Below are 20,411 nucleotides of genomic sequence, written 5' to 3'. Positions count from 1 at the left end.
CCTTAGAGTGCCGGCCCGGGGTTTTCGCCCTCAGGTGTGGCCAACGCCCGGCGAAGCCGGCCGGCCAGCTCGGCGGCCTGCCGTGGCGACCAGGGGATGACGCCGTCGCTCATCATCAGCGCGTGGAACTGCTGGCGCTCGTACGGGACCCCGGGCGGCAGGGGCGCCACGTGCCAGTGCAGGTGCGCGTTGCCCTGCTGGCTGCCGAGCGACAGCAGGTACGTGCGCTCCCCGCCCACCACCGACTCCACCGCGCGGGCCACCCGGTAGAGCACCGACTGCAACCGCAGGTAGCCGGCCTCGTCGAAGTCCCGTATCGCGTGTTCGAGATGCTCCCGCGGGGCCACCAGGACATACCCGTACAGCGTGGGATAGCGGCTCAGGAACGCCACGAACGTGTCGTCGTCGTACACGATCTCGTGGGCGTACTCCGGATCGCCGGCCAGCATGGCGCAGACGAAGCACGGCCCGGTCCGGGACCGCCGGACGTACCCGTCGAGATCGATCGGCACCCGGTCGTCGGCGGCCACCGGACGACCCTATCCGCGCCCACCGCTGGCCGCCGGCGCGAGCCGGGGCAGCGGCACCGGCCGATCCGCCCGAGCCGGCGACTACGCTTGCCGAGGATTGCGCGCGCACAACGGCGAGGGGAGACGCGACAATGCCGTGGAGCTGGCGGTACGAGGGCACGAACGGTGAGCCGGTGAGCGGGCCGAGCGAAACGTTCGGCAGCCAGGCTGACGCCGAGTCGTGGATCGGCCAGACCTGGCGGGATCTCACGGCCGCCGGGGTCAGCTCGGTCACCCTGGTCGAGGACGACCGGGTCGAGTACAAGATGAGCCTGCAACCGGCCTCCACCGAGTGACCCGGATCATGCGAGCCCCGCGGCGGCGCGCCGGGACACCCGGATGAGCGCCATGGACTTCGATCGGCCGGAACGGGACCGCCTCGTGCTCGGCGTGCCCCGGGCGGCCTTCCGGCCGAGCCCCATCTTCCTGGCCCTGCTGGCGCTGTTCGTCGTCAGCGGCATCCTGGGCTGGCGCGGCACCGGGAACGTCCGGCTCAGCGTGTTCCTCTTCGTGGTCTCCGGCTGGCTCGTCTCGCTCTGCCTGCACGAGTACGCGCACGCGGTGGTGGCGTTCCGGGCCGGCGACCGGACGGTGGCGCACCGCGGTTACCTGACGCTCAACCCGCTGAAGTACAGCCACCCGCTGCTGTCGATCGTCTTCCCGGTGCTGGCCGTGCTGCTGGGCGGCATCGGCCTGCCCGGTGGCGCGGTCTGGGTCGACCGGCACGCGATCCCGGGCCGGCTCCGGCACACCCTGGTCAGCTTCGCCGGCCCGGCCACCAACGTGGTGTTCGCGCTGGTCCTGGCGGCGCCCTTCGTGCTGGGCGTCGACCCGTACGGGCACATCGAGTTCTGGTTCGGCGTGGCCGCGCTGGGCTTCCTCCAGCTGACCGCCAGCCTGCTCAACCTGCTGCCGGTGCCCGGGCTGGACGGCGGGAACATCATCGAGCCGTGGCTGTCGCCGCAGTGGCGCCGCATGTACGACCTGTTCGCCCCGTACGGCTTCCTGCTGCTGGTGGCGCTGCTGTGGAACCCGCGGTTGGGCGGCTGGTTCTTCGACGGCGTGGACGCGCTGGCCGACCTGATCGGCCTGCCCCCCGACTTCGCCGCCTACGGCCTGCGCCTCATGCGCTTCTGGGAGGGCTGAAAGGAAGGGCCCCTTCTTGTCGCTTTCGGTATAGGAAGGGGCCCTTGTTAACGGCTACCCCGGCTACCCCGGCTGCCGCCGGGCGCGGCCGGCGAACCGGGCGCGGCCGGCGAACCGGGCGCGGCCGGCGAACCGGGCGCGGCCGGCGGCAACCGGCATCAGGGCCGCTCGGCCGGGCTCTGGGTGAGCTCCGGATCGCGCTGCACCACCGGGTTGAGCACGTCGTCGATGGCCTTCATCAGGTCCGCCTCCAGCTTGACGCCCGCGGCCTTGACGTTCTCCACGACCTGGTCCGGGCGGGACGCCCCGATGATGGCCGACGAGACGTTCGAGTTCTGCAGGACCCAGGCGACCGCCAGCTGGGCCATGGACAGGCCGGCCTGCTCGGCCAGCGGCTTGAGCTGCTGCACCGCGCCCAGCACCTCGTCGGTCATCAACCGGGCGATGAAGTCGGCCCCCGACTTCTCGTCGGTGGCCCGGGAGCCGGCCGGCGGGGGCTGGCCCGGCTGGTACTTGCCGGTCAGCACGCCCTGCGCGATGGGGGACCAGACGATCTGCCCGACGCCCAGCTCCTCGCTGGCCGGCACGACCTCGCTCTCGATCACCCGCCAGAGCATCGAGTATTGCGGCTGGTTGGAGACGAGCTGGATGTTCAGCCCGCGGGCCAGCTCGAACGCGGCACGGATCTGCCCGGCGTTCCACTCCGAGACCCCGATGTAGAGCGCCTTGCCGGACCGGACGACGTCGGCGAACGCCTCCATCGTCTCCTCCAGCGGCGTGGAGTAGTCGAACCGGTGTGCCTGGTAGAGATCGACGTGGTCGGTCTGCAACCGGCGCAGGGAGCCGTTGATCGACTCCAGGATGTGCTTGCGGGACAGCCCGCGGTCGTTGGGGCCGGGGCCGGTCGGCCAGTAGACCTTCGTGAAGATCTCCAGGCCCTCCCGCCGCTCGCCGGCCAGCGCCCGGCCGAGCACCGACTCGGCGCGGGTGCCGGCGTACACGTCGGCGGTGTCGAACGTGGTGATGCCGTTGTCCAGGGCGGCCCGGACACACGCCAGGGCGGCCTCCTCCTCCACCTGGGAGCCGTGGGTGATCCAGTTGCCGTACGAAATCTCACTGACCATCAGGCCGGAGCGGCCAAGGTGTCGGAATTCCATGCTCCGACCCTAACGCCGCCCCCGGCGACCGGCTCGGCAGCGACGCCCGGCCCGGTGTCCCGGGGTCAGAGCACCGGCTCGGTGTCCGCGAGCAGCCGCTCAAGCTCCTCGGTCACCTCGGCCTGCCCCGGATGCACCGGGTCGACCAGCAACCGGCCCCGACGGTCCAGCGCGCCCCAACCGCCGGCGCCGGTGGTGAAGAGGAACGCCACCGGATGGATCACCAGCGTCGGGTGCGTGGGCGGCACGATGATCTTCCCGGTCCGGTCGACCACGCCACGCCGGCCGTCCAACTCGACCACCGCGAGACCCTCGTCGCTGAAGCCGTCCAGCTGCCGGCCGTCGGCGAGCGCGGTGGCGAAGCCCGCGTACCGCGGCGGCAGCACCATCCGGCCGTCCCGGTCCACCGCACCCCAGCCGCCTCGGCGCACCGCGGCCACGCCGCGCCGGAATGGTCGTACGTCGTCGAAGCCGCCGCCGATCACCACGGTGCCGCTCCGGTCGATGGCCAGCCACGAGCCGAGGCCGTCCCGGGAGACCCAGGCGAGCCCGTCGGCGAACGGGCCCACCCCCCGGTAACCGACGGCCGCGTCGATCCGGTCGCCCGACTCGTCGATGAGCTCCCAGGTCTGCGCCTCGGGACGGCGCACCCAGGCGCGGCCCTCGTGGAACGGCTGTGCCTCGGTGAACCGGGCCGCGACCACCCGGTCGCCGTCCGGGCCGTCGTAGCCCCACCGGTGCAGGTCGTCGTCGAAGACCGGGGTCGGCGGCCGCCGCGACTGGCGGATCTCGTCCAGGCTCCGGGGGTACGGGCCGACGCCGTCCCGCGCCATCCGGGCGAACACGGCGTCGAGCGCGACCTCCGTGCGGGCGATCAGCTTCGGATCGTCCGCCCGGCGCAGGTCGAGGGCCCGCTCGAAGTGGTTGCAGGCCTCCATGTATCGCCCCTGCTCGTAGCAGCATCGCCCGGCGTGCTCGTGGATGGTGGCCCGCAACCGGTCCGGCAGCTCCGTGGAGTTGGCGTCGGTGAAGAGCCGGTCGGCCTCGCCGAACTCGCCCCGCCAGTGCAGCACGTTGGCGAGCCGGGCCTGCGCGATCGCGATCCGGCGCAGCTCACCGGTGTTCTCGGCGTGCGTCACGGCCAGCCGGCCGTCGGCCAGGGCCGAACTCAGCTCGCCGAGGACCCGCGACACCACGGCCCGCAGGCTCAACAGCCGGGCCCGGGCACGATCGTCGGCGGCGTTCGCCAACCGCTCGGTGAGCCCCTCCCGGATCGCCCCCAGCTCCTCCGGGTCATCGACCACCTCGCGCAGGGTCTCCGGGTCGAACTGCCACCGGTACGCCGCGAGCGCCTGCTCGGGATCGGCCGGCGCGGTGCGCGGCCCGTCCGCCGCTTCGGCGCGTACCGGCTGGTCGGCCGACTGTGCCCGGTCCGGCCCGGCGGCCTCCGCGGCGTCCTCCGCCGATGCGGCCGGCGGGTCCGGTTGCGGCGTTGGCGCCCCCGCCGCCGGCTGCGGTGTTGCCGACCCCGCCGCCGGCTGCGGCGTGGCCGGCTCGGCGGGCGGCCGCTCCGGGTCCGGCTCGGTGGCGGACTGCGGCCGCGCCGGGTCCGGCCCGGTGGCGGCCTGCGGCGGGCCGGGCGCCGGTCGGGTCATGGCGGCGCCGAACTCCAGCCGCAGCGCGGCCACGGACGAGGCCGGTACGGCCGGCCGGCGCGCCGGCCCGGTCGCCGGATTTCGGGCCGACCGGTCCCGCGGGCCGGTGCCGCTCGCCGTGCCGCCGCTGCGGTCGGCCTCGGGTTCCGGCGCCCCGGCCGGGGTGGTTGCGGGCGTGCCCGGCTCGACGGGCGGCGCGGGAGTGCCCGGTACGGCCGCGTCGGCCGTCCTTGGCTTGGCCGTCCTCGGGTCGGCCGTCCTCGGCTCGGCCGTCCTTGGCTCGGCCGTCCTCGGGTCGGCCACGACCGTTCCGGGCGCTTCCCGCTCGGCGGCGCTGCGCCCCCGGTCCGCGTCCGGCCGCTGGTCCGGCGCTGGTCCGTCCGTTTGCGGTCCGGCCGGCGGCGGTCCGGCCGCGTCGGGGTCCGCCGCCGGTGACGCGGAGCTGCCGGCTGACGTCGAGGACATCGGGCCGGCGACCCGGTAGCCCGCCCCCGCCGGGCCCGGCTTCGCCGCCGCGGGTGCCGTCCCAGCCGCCGCTGTCGTCGTCGCCGGGCTGGCGGCCGGCGGTTGGTCCGCTCCCCGCTGGTCCGCCGACGCCCGGTCCGGCCCGGACGGCGCGGACGGCGCGGTGGGCGCCGGCGCCGAGGATGCCGTACCGGTCCGGGCCTCGGTGCGCGGTGCCATCGGGGTCGGGTCCTCGGCGTGCGGGGGCGTTGGGGTTCGGTCCTCGGCGTCGGGCCGCCCGTCCGTGGCCGGTTGGGCCTTGCCGGCCGGCCGGAACCAGTCGTCGGCCGTGGCCGGCTCCGCCGGGCGCGGCGGCCGGATGTCGTCGCTCGGCGGGGGCGGCGTGAAGGGGATCGGCCGGCCCAGCCGCGGTCCGGGCACCGGGTCGGCCGGCTCCGTGTCGCGTCCGGAAGCCGTGTGCACGGCGTCCCGGATGGACGGCGCGGGCGGGGTGGCGCGAGCCGCCGGTGCGGGTCGGTGGTCCTCGCGGGGCGTCTCGGTTCGCTGGCCGTCGCGGACGGGTATGGGCTCGGCCGCGTGGGCCGCCGACGCGGGCCGGCGGTCGTCCCGCGGCGGCGCGGGTGGCTGATCGTCCCGCGGCGGCGCGGGTGGCCGGTCGTCCCGCGGCGGCGCGGGTGGCCGGTCGTCCGGCGGCGGCGCGGGTGGCCGGTCGTCCCGGGCGGACGGGACGGCCCGGAGCGGCCGGTCGGGCCGGACCGGCGGTGGAGTGGTCCGCCGCTCGTCGATCGGCGCCCGAAGGTCGGGCGCGGGCGACCGTGCCGCATCGACCGGCGGCTCGTCCGCGATGCGGCGGTCCGGGGTGCGGCGGTCCGGGGTGCGGTGCTGGGCCGCGGGCGCGTCCGCCGGTGCCGCGGGGGCCGGCGAGGTCGGTGCCGGTCCGGCCGCCGCGGGCGGCGGGTTCGTCGACACCGGGTTCGTCGACACCGGGTTCGGCGGCGGCAACGGGGTGCTGGGCACGACCGTGGGCGGCGGCAGCGGGGTGCTCGGCACCGGCGTCGGCGGCGGCAGCCGGTCGGCCCGTACGGCGGCCGGCGGTGGCAGCACGCCGTCGGGCGGCGGCACCGGCCGCGGCCGCGCGGCCCGGTCCGCGTCGTGCGCCGCCGGTTCGTCCGGCCGCGCCGGGCCGCCGGAGGTGGGCTCGATCGGCGGTACGACCCGCAGCGGCGGCCGGTGCGCGGCCGGCTCCCCGGAGCGGGGCGCCGGTCGCTCGTCCCGCTCGTCGGGGCCGGCGGCCGGCTCGACCGGGCGTAACGGGGGGCGCTCATCGGGATGGTCCCCGGGCCGCGACGGCCGGAACGCCGCCGGATCCCCGCGGTGGGCGGGCTCTTCGGCGTGCCGGCCGGGACCGCCGGGGTCCGGCTCGAGCGGGGGTACGGCCCGCAGCGGTGGTCGGCCGCCGTGCCGGCCGGGACCCTCGGCCGCCGGCTCGACGGGACGCACGGGTTGCCGATCATCCGGGCCCACCGGCCGGACCGGCGGCTGGTCGGCCGGCCGGACCGCCGGCTGGTCGGCCGGTCGGTGTGGCGGCTGGTCGGCCGGTCGGTACGGCGGCGCCGAGCGGGGGGTGGCGGGGCTGACCGGCACGGCCGAGCGGCCGCGGCCATTCGCCGGCCCGGCTTCGGCCCCGACCGGTCGGGCGTGGTCGAGGCGATCCTCCCGGTACCGACGATCGTCCCGGTACCGTTCGTCGTCGCGGTGCCGTTCGTCATCCCGGTATCGCTCGTCGTCCCGGCGCCGGTATTCGTCCCGGCGCCGGAATTCGTCGCGGTGCCGGTGCTCGTCGCCGTACCGGTCGTCATCGCGGTGCGTGGGCTCGTCGCGGTACCGGTCGTCGCCGCGGTGCGTGGGCTCGTCGCGGTACCGGCCGTCATCGCGGTGCGTGGGCTCGTCGCGGTACCGGTCGTCGCCGCGGTGCGTGGGCTCGTCTCGGTGCCGGCGGTCGTCCCGGTGCCGCTGGTCGTCCCGGTGCCGCTGGTCGTCCCGGTACGGGGGATCGTCGCGGTGTCGCGGATCGTCCCGGCGCTGGGGTCCCGGGCCGGAGCGGGCGGCCGGCACGCCGCGCGGGTCGGCGTCGCGTCGCGGCCCGGGCCCGTACGGCGAGCCCGAGACCGGATCGTGCGGCCGGCGCTGCTCGCGGGCCGCCGCCGGTGGGTCGTACCTGCGACCCCCGCCGCTGACCGGCGGTCGGGGCCGGTCCGCGGGCCGCCCGCCCCCGCTGACCGGCGGCGCGGTCCGGTCCGCGGGTCGGCCGCCGCCGCTGACCGGGGGAGCGGGCCAGGCGTCCGGCTCGCCCGAGACCGGGTGACCGGAGGTCGGGGCGGGGGACCGCGGGTGGTCGATGGGGTCGTGCCACGGATCTCGCCCGGGCCGCCGGTCGCCGCGGTACGGGGTCACCGGATCGGGGTAGTTCTCCGCTTCCGCCTGGTAGAGCGGATCGGTTCGTCCGTAGTCCGGATCGCCGATCCCCGGCTCGGCGCCGGCCCAGCCGACCCGGCCGTCGTCCTCCCAGCCACCGTCCCGGCCGGTCCGCCACGGGCTCGGCCGCTCGGACTGCCACGGGTCCCGCGGGCCGTCCGCGGCGGCCCGCACCTCCCGCCCCGGCGGTCGCTGGCCGGCCCGGTCGGCCGGCCGGCGGCCCCGTCCGTCGCCGCCGCCCGGCCTGGCCGGCCGGCGGTCCTCGGCCCACCGGTCGGAGTCCCGGCCGCCGGCGCCGGCGTGGTCGAGGCTCTGGGCGCGGATCTCGTGGATCCACGAGCCGGGGCGGCCGCGCTGTGTGGAGCGGTCCGCGGCCCCGGACCCGGCCCGGCGCTCCGGCTCGGGAGCCCCGCCCGGCGGCCGTACCTCGGCGCGCCCGGTCGCGGTGCTCCGGCGGGGTTCGCCGGCCGGGAACCGCAGGCCGACGTCGCCGGGATAACGCTGCCCGGGGAACTCGGGCTGCCATTCCGAGGTGGGCTCGACCATCCAGGGTTCCCGGGCGTCGCGCCACCGGTCGCCCCCGCTCATGCCGCCACCTCTGTTCGCGACTGCGGGGCTGGCAAACCCGGCCAGCTCCTCGCGCTCACGCCACCAACCCCGGCATGGTGGGCGGCGACGTCGCGCCCGAAGGTTCGCTCGTCGTGGGGCGTGTGGCGCGGCCGGTACGCCGGCTCGCGTCGCTCGCTCACGGGGTTCCACCTCGTCGGTAATTCAGCTGGGTCGCTGTCCGTACCGGGCTATAGTCACCCGGTTTGCGACAGCCTGGTCGCGGAAGGAGGGTAACGGCGTGGCCTCCGTGAACGCCAGCGCGCGGCCCGCACTTCCGATTCAGCCTAGTGCACGCTTTCGGACATTCTGCGCCATCGTCCGGGCCGGCTTCCGGCGGTATGCCACCTACCGGCAGGCTTCGGTGGCCGGCGCCTTCACCAACACGGTGTTCGGATTCCTGCACTGCTACATCTTCCTGGCCGTCGCCGCGGCCAGCCGCACCGGACATCCCGGCGGGTACGACCGGACCCAGTTGGCCACCTTCGTCTGGGCCGGTCAGGGCCTGCTCACGGTGGTCATGTTGTGGGGCTGGACCGAGCTGGCGGACCGGATCCGCACCGGCGACGTGGTCAGTGATCTGCTCCGCCCGGTGCCCCCGGTGGCCAGCTATCTGGCCACCGACCTGGGTCGGGCCGGCTACGCGGTGTTGACCCGGTTCCTGCCGCCGGTGCTGATCGGGCCGATCTTCTTCCACGTGTACCTGCCGCACCGCTGGACCACTCCGCCACTGTTCGTGCTCTCGACCGCGCTGGCCGTGGTCATCAGCTTCGGCTGCCGTTACCTGGTGAACGCCACGGCCTACTGGCTCAACGACATCCGCGGCTCGATGATCGTCTGGACGCTGCTGTCCGGCGTGGGCGCCGGGCTCTATTTCCCGCTGCGGTTCCTGCCGGAGCCGGTGGTGGTCGCCTGGTGGCTGCTCACGCCGCTGCCCAGCCTGTTCCAGGCGCCGCTGGACGTGCTGGTCGAGCGCGACCCGCTGCCCACCCAGGCCGGTCTGCTCGCCGTGCAGCTGGGCTGGGCCGTGCTCATCCTGCTGGCCTGCCGGGCCGTGCAGCGCCGGGCCGAGCGGCGGCTGGTGGTGCAGGGTGGCTGAGGGGCGGACGTCCACGAGCCCGGCCGGGCGCGACATTGTCGGCGGGGCGCTGACCGGCTACCTGGCCCTGCTGCGCGCGCAGGGCCGCTCGCAGGCCTCGTACCGGACCTCCTTCGTGGTCGACCTGGTCGGCAACGTCGGCGCCACGGTCTTCGACGTGGCCACCGTGCTGGTGCTGTTCGGCGTCACGGGCGGCCTGGGCGGGTTCACGCTGCGCGAGGCCATGGTGATGGTGGGCATCTCGTCGTGCGCGTTCGCCGCGGCCGACCTCGCGGTCGGCAACGTCGAGCGGGTACGCGGGTACGTCCGCTCCGGCCTGCTGGACGCCGTGCTGGTGCGGCCGCTCCGGGCGCTGCCGCAGCTGCTGCTGATGGACCTGCCGCTGCGGAAGCTGTCCCGGGTGCTCTTCGGCCTCGCGGTGCTGCTCGTCTCGCTCGGCGCCGCCCGAATCGCCTGGACGCCGGCCCGGGTGCTGCTCGCGGTGCTGGCGCCGCTGGGCGCCGCGGGCTTCTTCGGCTCGATCTTCGTGGCGTCCGCCTCGGTGGCGTTCTGGTGGATCGACTCCGGCGAGGTCGGCAACGCGTTCACCTACGGTGGTCGGGACTTCACCGCCTACCCGGCCACCGTCTACAGCGGCTGGTTCCGGGCCGTCTTCGCGTACGGGCTGGGGTTTGCCTTCGTGGCCTACTACCCGGCGCTGGCGTTGCTCGGCCGGGCCGATCCGCTCGGCCTGCCGCCCTGGGTGGGCTGGGCCGCGCCGGGCGTCGCGACGCCGGCCGTCGCGGCCGCGGCCGCCGCCTGGCGGACCGGCATCAGGCACTACCGGAGTACGGGGTCGTGAGGTCATGAGCGAGCGGAGCGAGCGAATCATTAGGTTCTGTGCGGTGGAGCCTCATGGCGGGTCCGAGCGCAGCGAGGAGCCGTCATGAGCGAGACGGTGATCAGGACGCGTGCGCTGCGCAAGGACTTCGACATCCGGGTACGCGCCGGCCGGCTGCGCCGGGAGCGGCGCACGGTGAACGCGGTGGCCGGCGTCGACCTCACGGTGGAGCGCGGCGAGATGATCGGCTACATCGGACCGAACGGCGCCGGCAAGTCGACCACGCTGAAGATGCTCACCGGGGTGCTCACGCCCAGCTCGGGCGACGTGCGGGTGTGCGGGTTGGTGCCGGTGGACCAGCGCACCCGGTTGAGCCTGCGGATCGGGGTGGTCTTCGGGCAACGCTCGCAGCTGTGGTGGGACCTGCCACTGCGGGACTCGTTCGACCTGCTGCGGCACGTCTACCGGGTGCCGCCGGGCGAGCACGCGGCCCGGCTGCGGCGCTGCCGCGACCTGCTCGACCTCGACGCCTTCCTGGACACCCCGGTGCGGCAGCTCTCCCTCGGCCAGCGGATGCGTGGCGAGCTGACGGCCGCGCTGCTGCACGGGCCCGAGGTGCTGTTTCTGGACGAGCCGACGATCGGCCTCGACGTGGTGAGCAAGCAGGCCGTCCGGGAGTTCCTCTCCGAACTCGGCAGGGTCGGGGACACCACGCTGGTGCTCACCACCCACGACCTGGCCGACATCCAGCGGCTCTGCCGGCGGCTCGTGGTCATCGACCACGGTCGGGTGGTGCACGACGGGACGATCGAGCAGTTGCACGCCCGGTACGGGTCACGCCGGACCGTGGTGGTGGACCTGGACGAACCGCTGGCCGAGCCGCCCGAGGTGCCCGGCGCGCCGGTGCTGCAGACCGAGGCCGACGGCCGGCGGATCGTGTACTCGCTGGAGTCAGCGACCGCCGGTGACCTGCTGCGCCGGCTGGCCGGCCTGGGCACGCTGCGCGACATCGCGATCGTGGAACCGGACATCGAGGACGTGGTGGCGGCGCTCTACCGGGCGCCGGACGGCGCCCCGGTCGGCGGCTGACCGGAGCCCGGCGGCTGACCGGAGTCCGGCGGCTGACCGGAGTCCGGCGGCTGACCGGAGTCCGGCGGCTGACCGGAGCCCGGCGGCGGACCGGAGTCCGGCGCCGGACCGGCGGCCGGTCAGATGGGGTCGCCGACCTTGACCCGCGGCGTGGGGGTACGCATCCGGCGGAACGCGATGGACCGCATGATCGCGTAGAAGTAGAGCGAGCCCATCCGCTCCTGGCTCTTGGGGAACCGCTCGCGCACCAGCGTGCGGATCTTTCGGGTGATCAGGATCGAGTCGACCACCACGCCGAGGGCCAGCAGCACCCACACCACGTTCGAGGCGAGCTGGATGATCCGCGGCATGGTCGGTCCCGAGCCGATCAGCACGATCAGCGCGCCGCCGAAGAACCAGGTGCCCACGGTGCGCCGGGAGTCGACCACGTCGCGGGCCAGCGCCCGCTCAGGGCTCCGGTCCCGGGGGCCGCCCTCGCGGCGGAACTCGGCCGTGGCCTCGGCCCGGGCCGCCCGGCGGCGCTCCCGCGCCTCCTCCTTGCTCAGCGGCGCGGAGTTGGCCGGCCGGCGCGGGTTGGCGCCCGGCCGCTTGGGGGTCTCGCGGCCCTTGGCCGGGGTGTAGCCCCGGCGGGCGGACGCGGACGCGGACTCGTCCGACTCGGCGACGGATTCCTCGACGAGGTCGGTGGGCTTGCGACGGAACAGGGCGGGCACCCGGAAAGCGTAGCCAACCCGCGGCGCCGCCCGCACACCGCGGTGCGGGCGGTCGCCACGTCCGGATCGCCGGGGCCGGGTCCGGCGCCGGGGACGTCCCGTGCGCCGGGGCCGTTCCGGTGCGCTAGGGGCGTTCGACGTGCGCGCCAAGGTTGGCGAGCTTGGCCTCGAAGTCCTCGTAGCCGCGGTTGATCAGGTCGACGCCGTACACCCGGGAGGTGCCCTCGGCGGCCAGCGCGGCGATCAGGTGGCTGAACCCGGCCCGCAGGTCGGGGATGACCAGATCGGCGGCATGCAGCTTGCTCGGCCCGGCGATCACCGCCGAGTGCTTGAAGTTGCGGCGCCCGAACCGGCACGGGGTGCCGCCCAGGCAGTCCCGGTAGACCTGGATGTTGGCGCCCATCTTGTTCAGCGCGTCGGTGTAGCCGAGTCGCTGCTCGTACACCGTCTCGTGCACGATCGACAGGCCGCGGGCCTGTGTCAGCGCCACCACCAGCGGCTGCTGCCAGTCGGTCATGAACCCGGGGTGGACGTCGGTCTCCAGCGCCGTGGCGCTCAGCTCGGTGCCCGGGTGCCAGAACCGGATCCCGCCCTCCTGGCCGGCGGAGCCGTTGCGCGGCGGCCGGCTGTCGGTCACCTCGTACGAGCCGCCCACCGAGCGGAAGACGTTCAGGAAGGTCATCATGTCGGCCTGCTGCGCGCCGAGCACCTCGACGTGCCCCCGGGTGGCCAGCGCGGCCGCGGCCCAGCTGGCCGCCTCGATCCGGTCCGGGATGGGCCGGTGCGAGTAGCCGCCCAGCCGGGGCACGCCCTGGATCTCGATGACCCGGTCGGTGTGCACCTTGATGATCGCGCCCATCTTCTGCAGCACGCAGATCAGGTCGATGATCTCCGGCTCGACCGCCGCGTTGCGCAGCTCGGTCACGCCCTCCGCCAGCACGGCGGTGAGCAGCACCTGCTCGGTGGCGCCGACGCTCGGGTACGGCAGGGCGAACTTCGTCCCGTGCAGACCGGACGGGGCGGTCAGGTGCATCCCCTCCGGCTGCTTGTCCACCACGGCGCCGAACTGCCGCAGCGCCTCGATGTGGAAGTCGATCGGCCGCGGCCCGATGTGGCAGCCGCCCAGGTCGGGGATGAACGCGTGCCCGAGCCGGTGCAGCAGCGGCCCGCAGAGCAGGATCGGGATCCGGCTCGACCCGGCGTGCACGTTGATCTCGTCGGTCGACGCGCCCTCCACGTTGGCCGGGTCGAGGACCAGCTCGCCGTCCTCGTCGCCGTCGGTGACCTTGACGCCGTGCAGGCCGAGCAGCCCCCGCACCACCTCGACGTCCCGGATGCGCGGTACGTCGTACAGTCGGCTCGGCTGGTCACCGAGCAGGGCGGCCACCATGGCCTTGGAGACCAGGTTCTTGGCGCCGCGGACCCGGATCGTGCCCTCCAGCGGGGTGCCTCCGTGTACGACAAGTACGTCGTCGGTCAACGCAACCTCCAGCGCGTCGGGTGGTGAGCGAGTGAGTGTTCGCCGGGAGCGGGCGGGATGTTCGGGCCGGTGGTCGGGCCCCGCAGGGGCAGGGTAGACCCGGCCGGCTCGCTGTTGCCTGAGGGAGCATAGCCCTCGGTCACGATAAGGACTCGGTCACACCGGTCTTTCGGCGATCAATTGGGGTGAGTCGGTCGCGAACCGTTCCGCCTTCGTCACACCCAGTCATTGCGGGCGGTGCTCACCGGCCGCTCGGCGCCGGGCAGCGCGAGCATCTGGTCGAGGGCCGCCCGCGCGTGCCGGGCGGTGTCCGGGTCGACGGTGATCTGGTTCACCACCCGGCCGGCCACCAGCTCCTCCAGCGCCCAGACCAGGTGCGGCAGGTCGATCCGGTTCATGGTGGAGCAGTAGCAGACCGACCGGTCCAGGAACATGATCTCCTTGTCCGGGTGTGCCTTGGCCAGCCGGCGTACCAGATTGAGCTCGGTGCCGATCGCCCAGGCCGAGCCGGCCGGCGCGGCCTCGATGGCCTTGATGATGTATTCGGTGGAGCCGACCTGGTCGGCGGCCGTGACCACCTCGTAGCGGCACTCGGGGTGGACCAGCACGGTCACCCCGGGCACCCGCCGCCGGACCTCCTCGACGCTGTCCAGCGTGAACCGGCCGTGCACCGAGCAGTGGCCGCGCCAGAGGATCATCTTGGCCTCGCGCAGCTGCTTCTCGGTCAGGCCGCCGCCCGGCTTGTGCGGGTCGTAGAGCACGCAGTCGTCGGCGTCCAGGCCCATCTCCAGCACCGCGGTGTTGCGGCCCAGGTGCTGGTCGGGCAGGAACAGCACCCGCTGGCCCCGATCAAAGGCCCAGTCCAGGGCGCGGCGGGCGTTCGACGAGGTGCAGACCACGCCGCCGTGGCGGCCGACGAACCCCTTGATGTCGGCGGAGGAGTTCATGTACGTCACCGGGACGGTCGAGCCGGCCACCCCGGCGTCGGCCAGCACCTCCCAGGCCGCCTCGACCTGGGACAGCGCCGCCATGTCGGCCATCGAGCAGCCGGCCGCCAGGTCGGGCAGGATCACCCGCTGAGCGTCGCTGGTGAGGATGTCCGCGCTCTCGGCCATGAAGTGCACGCCGCAGAAGACGATGTATTCCGCGCCCGGCCGCGCCGCCGCCTCGCGGGCCAGCTTGAAGGAGTCGCCCGTCACGTCGGCGAACTGGATCACCTCGTCGCGCTGGTAGTGGTGGCCCAGCACGAACACCCGGTCGCCCAGCGCGGCCTTGGCGGCGGCCGCCCGGGCCACCAGATCGGGAGCGCTCGGCGGCGGCAGCTCGCCGGGACACTCCACGCCGCGCTCGGCGGCCGGGTCGCTGCCCTGGCCGAGCAGCAGCAGGGCGAGGGGCGTGTTCTCAGGCTCAACCCAGGTCGACGTCACGTATTCATGGTCCCATAGCGCGGACCGGCCGCCCGGCCTGCCGGTGTGGGCTGCCACACTATCCGGCCATGCGGGTACTGATCTGTCCGGACAAGTTCGCCGGAACGCTGTCGGCGCCCGAGGTGGCCGCCGCGATCGCGGCCGGGTGGCGGGAGACCGCGCCGGCCGACCGGCTGGACCCCCGGCCGCTGGCCGACGGCGGCCCCGGCTTCGTCGAGGTGCTCGGCACGGCCCTGGCCGGCCGGCGCGCCCCGGTGGCCACGGTCGACCCGCTCGGCCGGCCGGTGCCCGGGGAGATCCTGCTGACCGACGCCGACGGCGGCCCGCCCACGGCGTACCTGGAGAGCGCCCAGGCCTGCGGGCTGCACCTGCTCACCGAGGCCGAGCGGGACCCGAAGGCCACCACCTCGTACGGGCTCGGTGTGTTGATCGTCACGGCGGTCGAGGCCGGCGCGCGGCGGCTGGTGATCGGGCTGGGCGGCTCGGCCACCAACGACGCCGGCGCCGGGATGCTGACCGCGCTCGGCGTGGTGCCCGTGGACGGGACCGGCGCCCCGCTGCCGTACGGGGGCGCGGCGCTGGCAGCGGTGGCCGGACTCACCGGCGCGCCCCGGCTGCGCGGCGTGGACCTGGTCGCGGCCACCGACGTGGACAGCCCGCTGACCGGCCTGCACGGCGCGTCCAACGTCTTCGGGCCGCAGAAGGGCGCCTCCCGGTCCGACGTCCTGCTGCTGGATTCGGCGCTCGAGCGCTTCGCCGGGGTGCTCGAGCGGGACCTGCCCGGCTGCCCGTCCGGGCTGGCCGCGCTGCCCGGCGCTGGGGCCGCCGGCGGGCTCGGCGCGGCCGTCCTGGCCCTCGGCGGCCGGTGCGAGTCCGGGATCGAGCTGGTCGGCCGGGCGCTGGACCTGACCTCGGCCCTGGACCGGGCCGATCTGGTGATCACCGGGGAGGGCTCCTTCGACCACCAGTCGCTGCGCGGGAAGGTGGTGGCCGGGGTGGCCGGGGCGGCCCGGGACCGCGGGGTGCCCTGCGTGGTGCTCGCCGGCCGGGTGAGCGCGGGCCGCCGGGAGGCCGCGGCGGCCGGGGTCACCGAGGCGCACAGCCTGGTCGAGCACTTCGGCGGCGAGGAGCACGGAGGACTGGACCGGGCCATGGCCGAGCCGGCCGCCGGCCTGCGCGCCCTGGCCGCCCGCCTCGCCGCCCAGTGGAGCCGCTGACCCTCTGAAAGGAAGGGCCCCCTGTTATCGCTTTTTGTATAGGAAGGGGCCCTTCCTAACGCCTGGGCGCCGGCCCGGCGGCGCCCGCGAGCCGGCCCGGCGGCGCCCGCGAGCCGGCCGCGAGTCGGCCGTGGCGGTCGTCACCGGGGTGCGCGGCCCGGCGCGGGCCTACAATCGGAAACGTACGAGATTGGGGAATGGCCGGCCGGACGGATAGCGTTGGCCAGTACGGATATCCACACCGTCGCAGGGGAGAGTTCCACGTGACCACGCCAGCGCAGACCGAGTCGACCGAGGCCCAGGCCCCGACCAGCATCGTCCTGACCGACATCGCAGCGCAGAAGGTCAAGGCCCTGATCGAGCAGGAGGGCCGCGACGACCTGCGGCTGCGGGTCGCCGTGCAGCCGGGCGGTTGCTCGGGCCTGCGTTACCAGCTGTTCTTCGACGAGCGCTCGCTCGACGGTGACGTCGTGAGCGACTTCGGCGGCGTCGAGGTCGTCGTCGACCGGATGAGCGCCCCCTACCTCGCGGGCGCCACGATCGACTTCGCCGACCGGATCGACGCCCAGGGCTTCACGATCGACAACCCGAACGCGCAGAACTCCTGCGCCTGCGGCGACTCGTTCCACTGAGTCGACCCGACACCGACGCCGCGAGCGGGGTCAGCACCGGTACGCCGGGCTGACCCCGTTTGCGTTATTTCCGACACGGTGGGCCTGACCTGGCCGTTCGAGGGCGCTGCGAGGGCCGTACCGGTAGGCTGTCCCGGCGCTCGCGCGCTCCCCGTTGTCGACACCGAGGGCTGCCCATGAAGATCGCCGTTTCCGGATCGATCGCCACCGATCATCTGATGAGCTTTCCCGGCCGGTTCACCGACCAGCTCATCGCGGACCAGCTGCACAAGGTGTCGCTGTCCTTCCTCGTTGACGACCTGGTGCTGCGGCGTGGCGGAGTGGCGGCCAACATCTGCTTCGGCCTGGCCCAGCTCGGCCTGCGGCCGGTGCTGCTCGGGGCGGTGGGCGCCGACTTCGCCGACTACCGCTCGTGGCTGGAGCGGCACGGCGTCGACTGCGACTCGGTGCACGTGAGCGAGATCGCCCACACCTCCCGGTTCGTCTGCACCACCGACACCGACATGAACCAGATCGCGTCGTTCTACGCGGGCGCCATGAGCGAGTCCCGCAACATCGAACTGGCGCCGGTGGCCGCCCGGGTTGGCGGCCTGGACCTGGTGCTGATCAGCGCCAGCGACCCCGAGGCCATGCTCCGGCAGTCGGCGGAGTGCCGGCAGCGCGGGTACGCCTTCGCGGCCGACCCGTCCCAGCAGCTGGCCCGGATGGACGGTCCCGAGCTGGCCGCCCTGATCGACGGCGCGGACTACCTGATGACCAACGAGTACGAGAAGTCGCTGCTGCAGAACAAGACCGGCCTGACCGACGCCCAGCTGCTGGAAAAGGTCAAGATCCGGATCACCACGCTGGCCAAGGACGGCGTGGAGATCGAGGGCCGGGACTTCGCTCCGATCCGGGTCCCGGTGGCGCGCGAGATGAAGGCGTTCGACCCGACGGGCGTGGGCGACGGGTTCCGGGCCGGCTTCCTGGCCGGCCTCTCCTGGGGGCTCGGGCTGGAGCGGTCGGCCCAGGTCGGCTGCCTGATGGCCACCCTCGTGCTGGAGTCCTTCGGCGGCCAGGAGTACGAGGTCCGGCCGGACGTCTTCGCCAAGCGGATGGCCGAGTCGTACGGCGACGCGGCCGGCGACGAGGTGCGGGTCCACCTGGGCCAGTAGGTCACCGCCGGTGGTCCGGCGCCGCCGGTGGTCCGGCTCAGTGCCGGCGCCGCCGCCCGTGGTCCGGCGCCGCCCGTGGTCCGGCGCCGCCGCCCGTGGTCCGGCTCAGTGCCGGCGCCGGACCTCGTATCCGGTGCCGGCGCCGGTTTCCACCTTGCCCAGGTACTCCTGGCCGCGCATCCGGCACCAGGCCGGGATGTCGATGGCCGCGGCCGGGTCGTCGGCCAGCACCCGGACCACGCTGCCGACCGGCACCGCCGGGATGCGCCGGGCCATGGCGATCACCGGCAGCGGGCAGCGCTGACCGAGGCAGTCGATGGTCTCGGTGCCGGCCGAGCCGCCGGTGCCGGCCGAGCCGCCGGTGCCGGCCGAGCCGCCGGTGTCGGAGGTGCCGGCCGAGTCGGCGGTGTCGGCCGAGTCGGCGGTGTCGGCCGAGCCGCCGGCACGGGCCGAGCCGGCGGCGCCGTCCCGGGCCGATTGCTCGCCGGTCACAGCGGCAGCCCCGCTTCCAGCATGCCGAGCGCCTCGTCCATCCGCCGCCACCGCTGTTCGAGGTTGCGCTCCGGGTCGAACATGGTGGCCATCCCGAGCCCCGTCACGGCGCCGGCGAACGCCAGCACCTCCAGGTCGTCGGCCGGCCGGCCGATCCGCTCGGCGACCAGGCCGGCGAGCAGCCGTACCGCCTGGACCAGGGCGTCCACGCTGCGGGCCCGCAGCTCCGGCACGGCCTGGATCAGGCGTTGCCGTTCCTCCTCGTCCGCCAGCTCGTCGCTGGCCAGCCTGGTCAGGCTGTCCCGGAACGCGGCGCGGGTCGCCTGCAGCGGGGTCAGCTCCGCCGGCTGCGCCCGGAAGGACGCGATGATCAGCGGGTCGAGGTCGTCGTAGAGGACCACGTCCTCCTTGGTGGGGAAGTACCGGAAGAACGTGCTCGGCGACACCTCGGCCGCGGCCGCGATCTGGTCCACGGTGGTGGCCGCGTACCCCTGCTCGGTGAAGAGGCGGAACGCCTGGCGGCGGATCTCCGCGCGGGTCCTGGCCTTGTTCCGTTCGCGTAGCCCCGGCACCGTGCGCCCAGCCTCCCTCACGTCCGCTGTTACCCCCCGCTGCCGGGCAATTGTCCTGCCTGTGCCGTGCCGGAGCCAACCCGGACCGCCGGTGGCGCCGGTTCCGGCCGGCGCGGGGCGCGGCCGGGCAGGAACAGCGCCGCGAGGGCGGCGCCGGCCAGCGCCACCGCCGCGCACACCCACAGCGTGGCCGTCATCCCGGAGACGAAGGCCGAGCGTACGGCGATCAGCAGCGCCGGGTCGCCGAGCCGGCTGGCGACCAGGACGCCGGCCGGCGCGCTCTCCCGGACCGCCGCGACGACCGGTCCGGGCGCCCCGGGCAGCGCGAGGTGATCCCGGTAGGCGGTGTTCAGCACGCTGCCCAGCAGGGCCACCCCGAGCGTGCCGCCGACCTGGCGCAGCGCCTGGATGAGGGCCGAGCCGGCGCCGCTACGCTCCGGCGGCAGCGAGCCGAGCGCGGCGTCCATGCCGCCGGAGAGCACCAGGCCCATGCCGACGCCGGTGACCGCGAGCCAGCCGGCCACCATCGCGTACCCGGTCGCGAGCCCGGTGGTGGTGCCGGCGGCCATCCCGACGGCCAGCACCGCGAGGCCGGCGCAGACCGGGGCCCGCGGCCCCGTCCGGGGCGCCAGCCGACCGGCCAGCCTCGCCCCGACGATGAGACCGCCGACCACCGGGAGCAGGCGCAGCCCGGCGCCCAGCGCGTCGGCGTGCCGGACCGCCTGGAAGTACTGCGGAAGCGTGAAGAGCGCGCCGAACATCGCGAAGGTGACCACCGTGACCAGCAGCACCGACCAGGTGAAGGCGCGGGACCGGAACAGCGCGAGGTCGACCAGCGGGGTCCGGCCGGCGCGGCCGGCCCGGCGCTGCCAGGCCACGAAGGCGGCGAGCAGCAGGACGCCGCCGGCCAGGGCGGCCAGCGCCGAGGCGTCCCGCAGGCCGTGCCCGCCGGCCGTGATGGCGCCGTACGTGACGGCCACCAGGCCGGCGCTGGAGAGCGCGACGCCGGCCAGGTCCAGCCGCGGCGCGTCGGCCGCGCGCGACTCGGGCAGCAGCAGCGCGCCGGCCACCAGGGCCGCGGCGATCACCGGCACGTTGATCAGAAAGACCGAGCCCCACCAGAAGTTGTCCAGCAGCCAACCGCCGACGATCGGGCCCAGCGGGATGCCGATGCCGTTCGCGGTGACCCAGACGGCCAGCGCGCGGGTGCGCTCCTGCGGGCCGAACAGCGTCGGCAGCAGCGACATGCACAGCGGGAGCACGGCCGCGGCGGCCAGCCCGAGCAGGCCGCGGGCGGCGATCAGCCAGCCCACCGACCCGGCGTACGCGCAGGCCACCGAGGCCGCGGCGAACACCACGAGGGCGCCGAGCAGCAACCGCCGGCGCCCGAACCGGTCGCCCAGCAGGCCGGCGGGCAGCAGCGCCGCGGCCAGGGCCAGGTTGTACGAGTTGGCGATCCATTGCAGGTCGCCGGTGTCGGCGCGCAGCGCGGTGGCGAGGGTGGGCAGCGCCACGTTGAGCACCGTGATGTCCAGCCCCACCACCAGGGCGCTGAGCGCGAGGGCGGCCAGCCCCCACCACCGGCGCGATCCGGAAGCATTCATGACGGCAGCTACCCCCTTGGCATAGACTCCTTATTTGAA

At 74.9% G+C, this 20,411-nt stretch carries 17 protein-coding genes; 8 read left to right on the top strand and 9 right to left on the bottom strand.

The window, feature by feature from the left end; all coding sequences use genetic code 11:
- Positions 1-2 precede the first annotated feature (2 nt).
- The gene (locus ACFFHU_RS19510) at positions 3-530 is read right to left on the bottom strand and encodes an HIT family protein (protein WP_377340899.1); all 528 of its coding nucleotides are present in this window, start codon (positions 528-530) and stop codon (positions 3-5) included.
- Between the two features lie 131 nt (positions 531-661).
- On the opposite strand from ACFFHU_RS19510, the gene ACFFHU_RS19505 reads away from it, so the two are divergent.
- Positions 662-865: a hypothetical protein gene (locus tag ACFFHU_RS19505; protein ID WP_377340897.1), complete on the top strand. Its 204-nt coding sequence runs from the start codon at positions 662-664 to the stop codon at positions 863-865.
- A 52-nt stretch (positions 866-917) separates the two neighbouring features.
- Positions 918-1,715, top strand: coding sequence for a site-2 protease family protein (locus ACFFHU_RS19500; RefSeq protein WP_377340895.1), 798 nt, complete (start codon positions 918-920; stop codon positions 1,713-1,715).
- Between the two features lie 158 nt (positions 1,716-1,873).
- Here the strand turns inward: ACFFHU_RS19500 and ACFFHU_RS19495 are convergent, their stop codons facing one another.
- Both ACFFHU_RS19495 and ACFFHU_RS19490 read right to left on the bottom strand, forming a co-directional pair.
- The gene (locus tag ACFFHU_RS19495; protein WP_377340893.1) at positions 1,874-2,872 is read right to left on the bottom strand and encodes an aldo/keto reductase family protein; all 999 of its coding nucleotides are present in this window, start codon (positions 2,870-2,872) and stop codon (positions 1,874-1,876) included.
- A gap of 65 nt (positions 2,873-2,937) precedes the next feature.
- Complete coding sequence (locus tag ACFFHU_RS19490; RefSeq protein WP_377340890.1) at positions 2,938-8,055, bottom strand: WG repeat-containing protein; 5,118 nt, start codon at positions 8,053-8,055, stop codon at positions 2,938-2,940.
- Positions 8,056-8,437: 382 nt separating this feature from the next.
- Between ACFFHU_RS19490 and ACFFHU_RS19485 the strand changes: the two genes are divergently transcribed.
- From ACFFHU_RS19485 to ACFFHU_RS19475, 3 genes are all read left to right on the top strand, one after another.
- Complete coding sequence (locus tag ACFFHU_RS19485) at positions 8,438-9,172, top strand: ABC transporter permease (protein WP_377340888.1); 735 nt, start codon at positions 8,438-8,440, stop codon at positions 9,170-9,172.
- Positions 9,165-10,013: an ABC transporter permease gene (locus ACFFHU_RS19480; RefSeq protein WP_377340886.1), complete on the top strand. Its 849-nt coding sequence runs from the start codon at positions 9,165-9,167 to the stop codon at positions 10,011-10,013. The genes ACFFHU_RS19485 and ACFFHU_RS19480 overlap by 8 nt, the downstream gene beginning before the upstream one ends.
- Before the next feature lie 84 nt (positions 10,014-10,097).
- Positions 10,098-11,081 (top strand): ABC transporter ATP-binding protein, encoded by a 984-nt coding sequence (locus tag ACFFHU_RS19475; protein ID WP_377340884.1) that lies wholly within the window; start codon positions 10,098-10,100, stop codon positions 11,079-11,081.
- Between the two features lie 119 nt (positions 11,082-11,200).
- On the opposite strand, the gene ACFFHU_RS19470 is transcribed toward ACFFHU_RS19475, so the two are convergent.
- The 3 genes from ACFFHU_RS19470 to nadA all read right to left on the bottom strand — a co-directional run bounded on the left by ACFFHU_RS19470 (position 11,201) and on the right by nadA (position 14,701).
- Entirely contained in the window at positions 11,201-11,794 is a 594-nt protein-coding gene (locus ACFFHU_RS19470; RefSeq protein ID WP_377340882.1) for a DUF3043 domain-containing protein, read from the bottom strand.
- A 124-nt stretch (positions 11,795-11,918) separates the two neighbouring features.
- On the bottom strand, positions 11,919-13,274 hold the full coding sequence (gene murA, locus ACFFHU_RS19465) for a UDP-N-acetylglucosamine 1-carboxyvinyltransferase (protein ID WP_377340880.1): 1,356 nt from the start codon (positions 13,272-13,274) through the stop codon (positions 11,919-11,921).
- A 215-nt stretch (positions 13,275-13,489) separates the two neighbouring features.
- Complete coding sequence (gene nadA, locus ACFFHU_RS19460) at positions 13,490-14,701, bottom strand: quinolinate synthase NadA (protein WP_377340879.1); 1,212 nt, start codon at positions 14,699-14,701, stop codon at positions 13,490-13,492.
- A 68-nt stretch (positions 14,702-14,769) separates the two neighbouring features.
- Between nadA and ACFFHU_RS19455 the strand changes: the two genes are divergently transcribed.
- The 3 genes from ACFFHU_RS19455 (at position 14,770) to ACFFHU_RS19445 (ending at position 17,704) form a co-directional block, all read left to right on the top strand.
- Entirely contained in the window at positions 14,770-15,918 is a 1,149-nt protein-coding gene (locus tag ACFFHU_RS19455; protein ID WP_377340877.1) for a glycerate kinase family protein, read from the top strand.
- Positions 15,919-16,181: 263 nt separating this feature from the next.
- A complete protein-coding gene (gene erpA, locus ACFFHU_RS19450) occupies positions 16,182-16,550 on the top strand; it encodes an iron-sulfur cluster insertion protein ErpA (RefSeq protein ID WP_377340875.1) in 369 nt (122 codons plus the stop codon).
- A gap of 176 nt (positions 16,551-16,726) precedes the next feature.
- Positions 16,727-17,704 carry a carbohydrate kinase family protein gene (locus ACFFHU_RS19445; RefSeq protein ID WP_377340873.1) on the top strand — a complete coding sequence of 326 codons (978 nt, stop codon included), beginning with the start codon at positions 16,727-16,729 and terminating at the stop codon, positions 17,702-17,704.
- Positions 17,705-17,809: 105 nt separating this feature from the next.
- On the opposite strand, the gene ACFFHU_RS19440 is transcribed toward ACFFHU_RS19445, so the two are convergent.
- The 3 genes from ACFFHU_RS19440 to ACFFHU_RS19430 form a co-directional block, all read right to left on the bottom strand.
- Positions 17,810-18,022 carry a sulfurtransferase TusA family protein gene (locus tag ACFFHU_RS19440; protein ID WP_377341228.1) on the bottom strand — a complete coding sequence of 71 codons (213 nt, stop codon included), beginning with the start codon at positions 18,020-18,022 and terminating at the stop codon, positions 17,810-17,812.
- A gap of 170 nt (positions 18,023-18,192) precedes the next feature.
- Positions 18,193-18,789, bottom strand: coding sequence for an acyl-CoA-like ligand-binding transcription factor (locus ACFFHU_RS19435; RefSeq protein WP_377340872.1), 597 nt, complete (start codon positions 18,787-18,789; stop codon positions 18,193-18,195).
- An 8-nt stretch (positions 18,790-18,797) separates the two neighbouring features.
- Entirely contained in the window at positions 18,798-20,372 is a 1,575-nt protein-coding gene (locus ACFFHU_RS19430; protein WP_377340870.1) for a DHA2 family efflux MFS transporter permease subunit, read from the bottom strand.
- Positions 20,373-20,411: the final 39 nt, after the last annotated feature.

Origin of the sequence: Plantactinospora siamensis (assembly GCF_042434095.1) — a bacterium.
Classification (GTDB): Bacteria; Actinomycetota; Actinomycetes; order Mycobacteriales; family Micromonosporaceae; genus KBS50.
The sequence above is the reverse complement of the archived record's forward strand: the minus strand, read 5'-3'. Positions and strand labels throughout refer to the sequence as shown.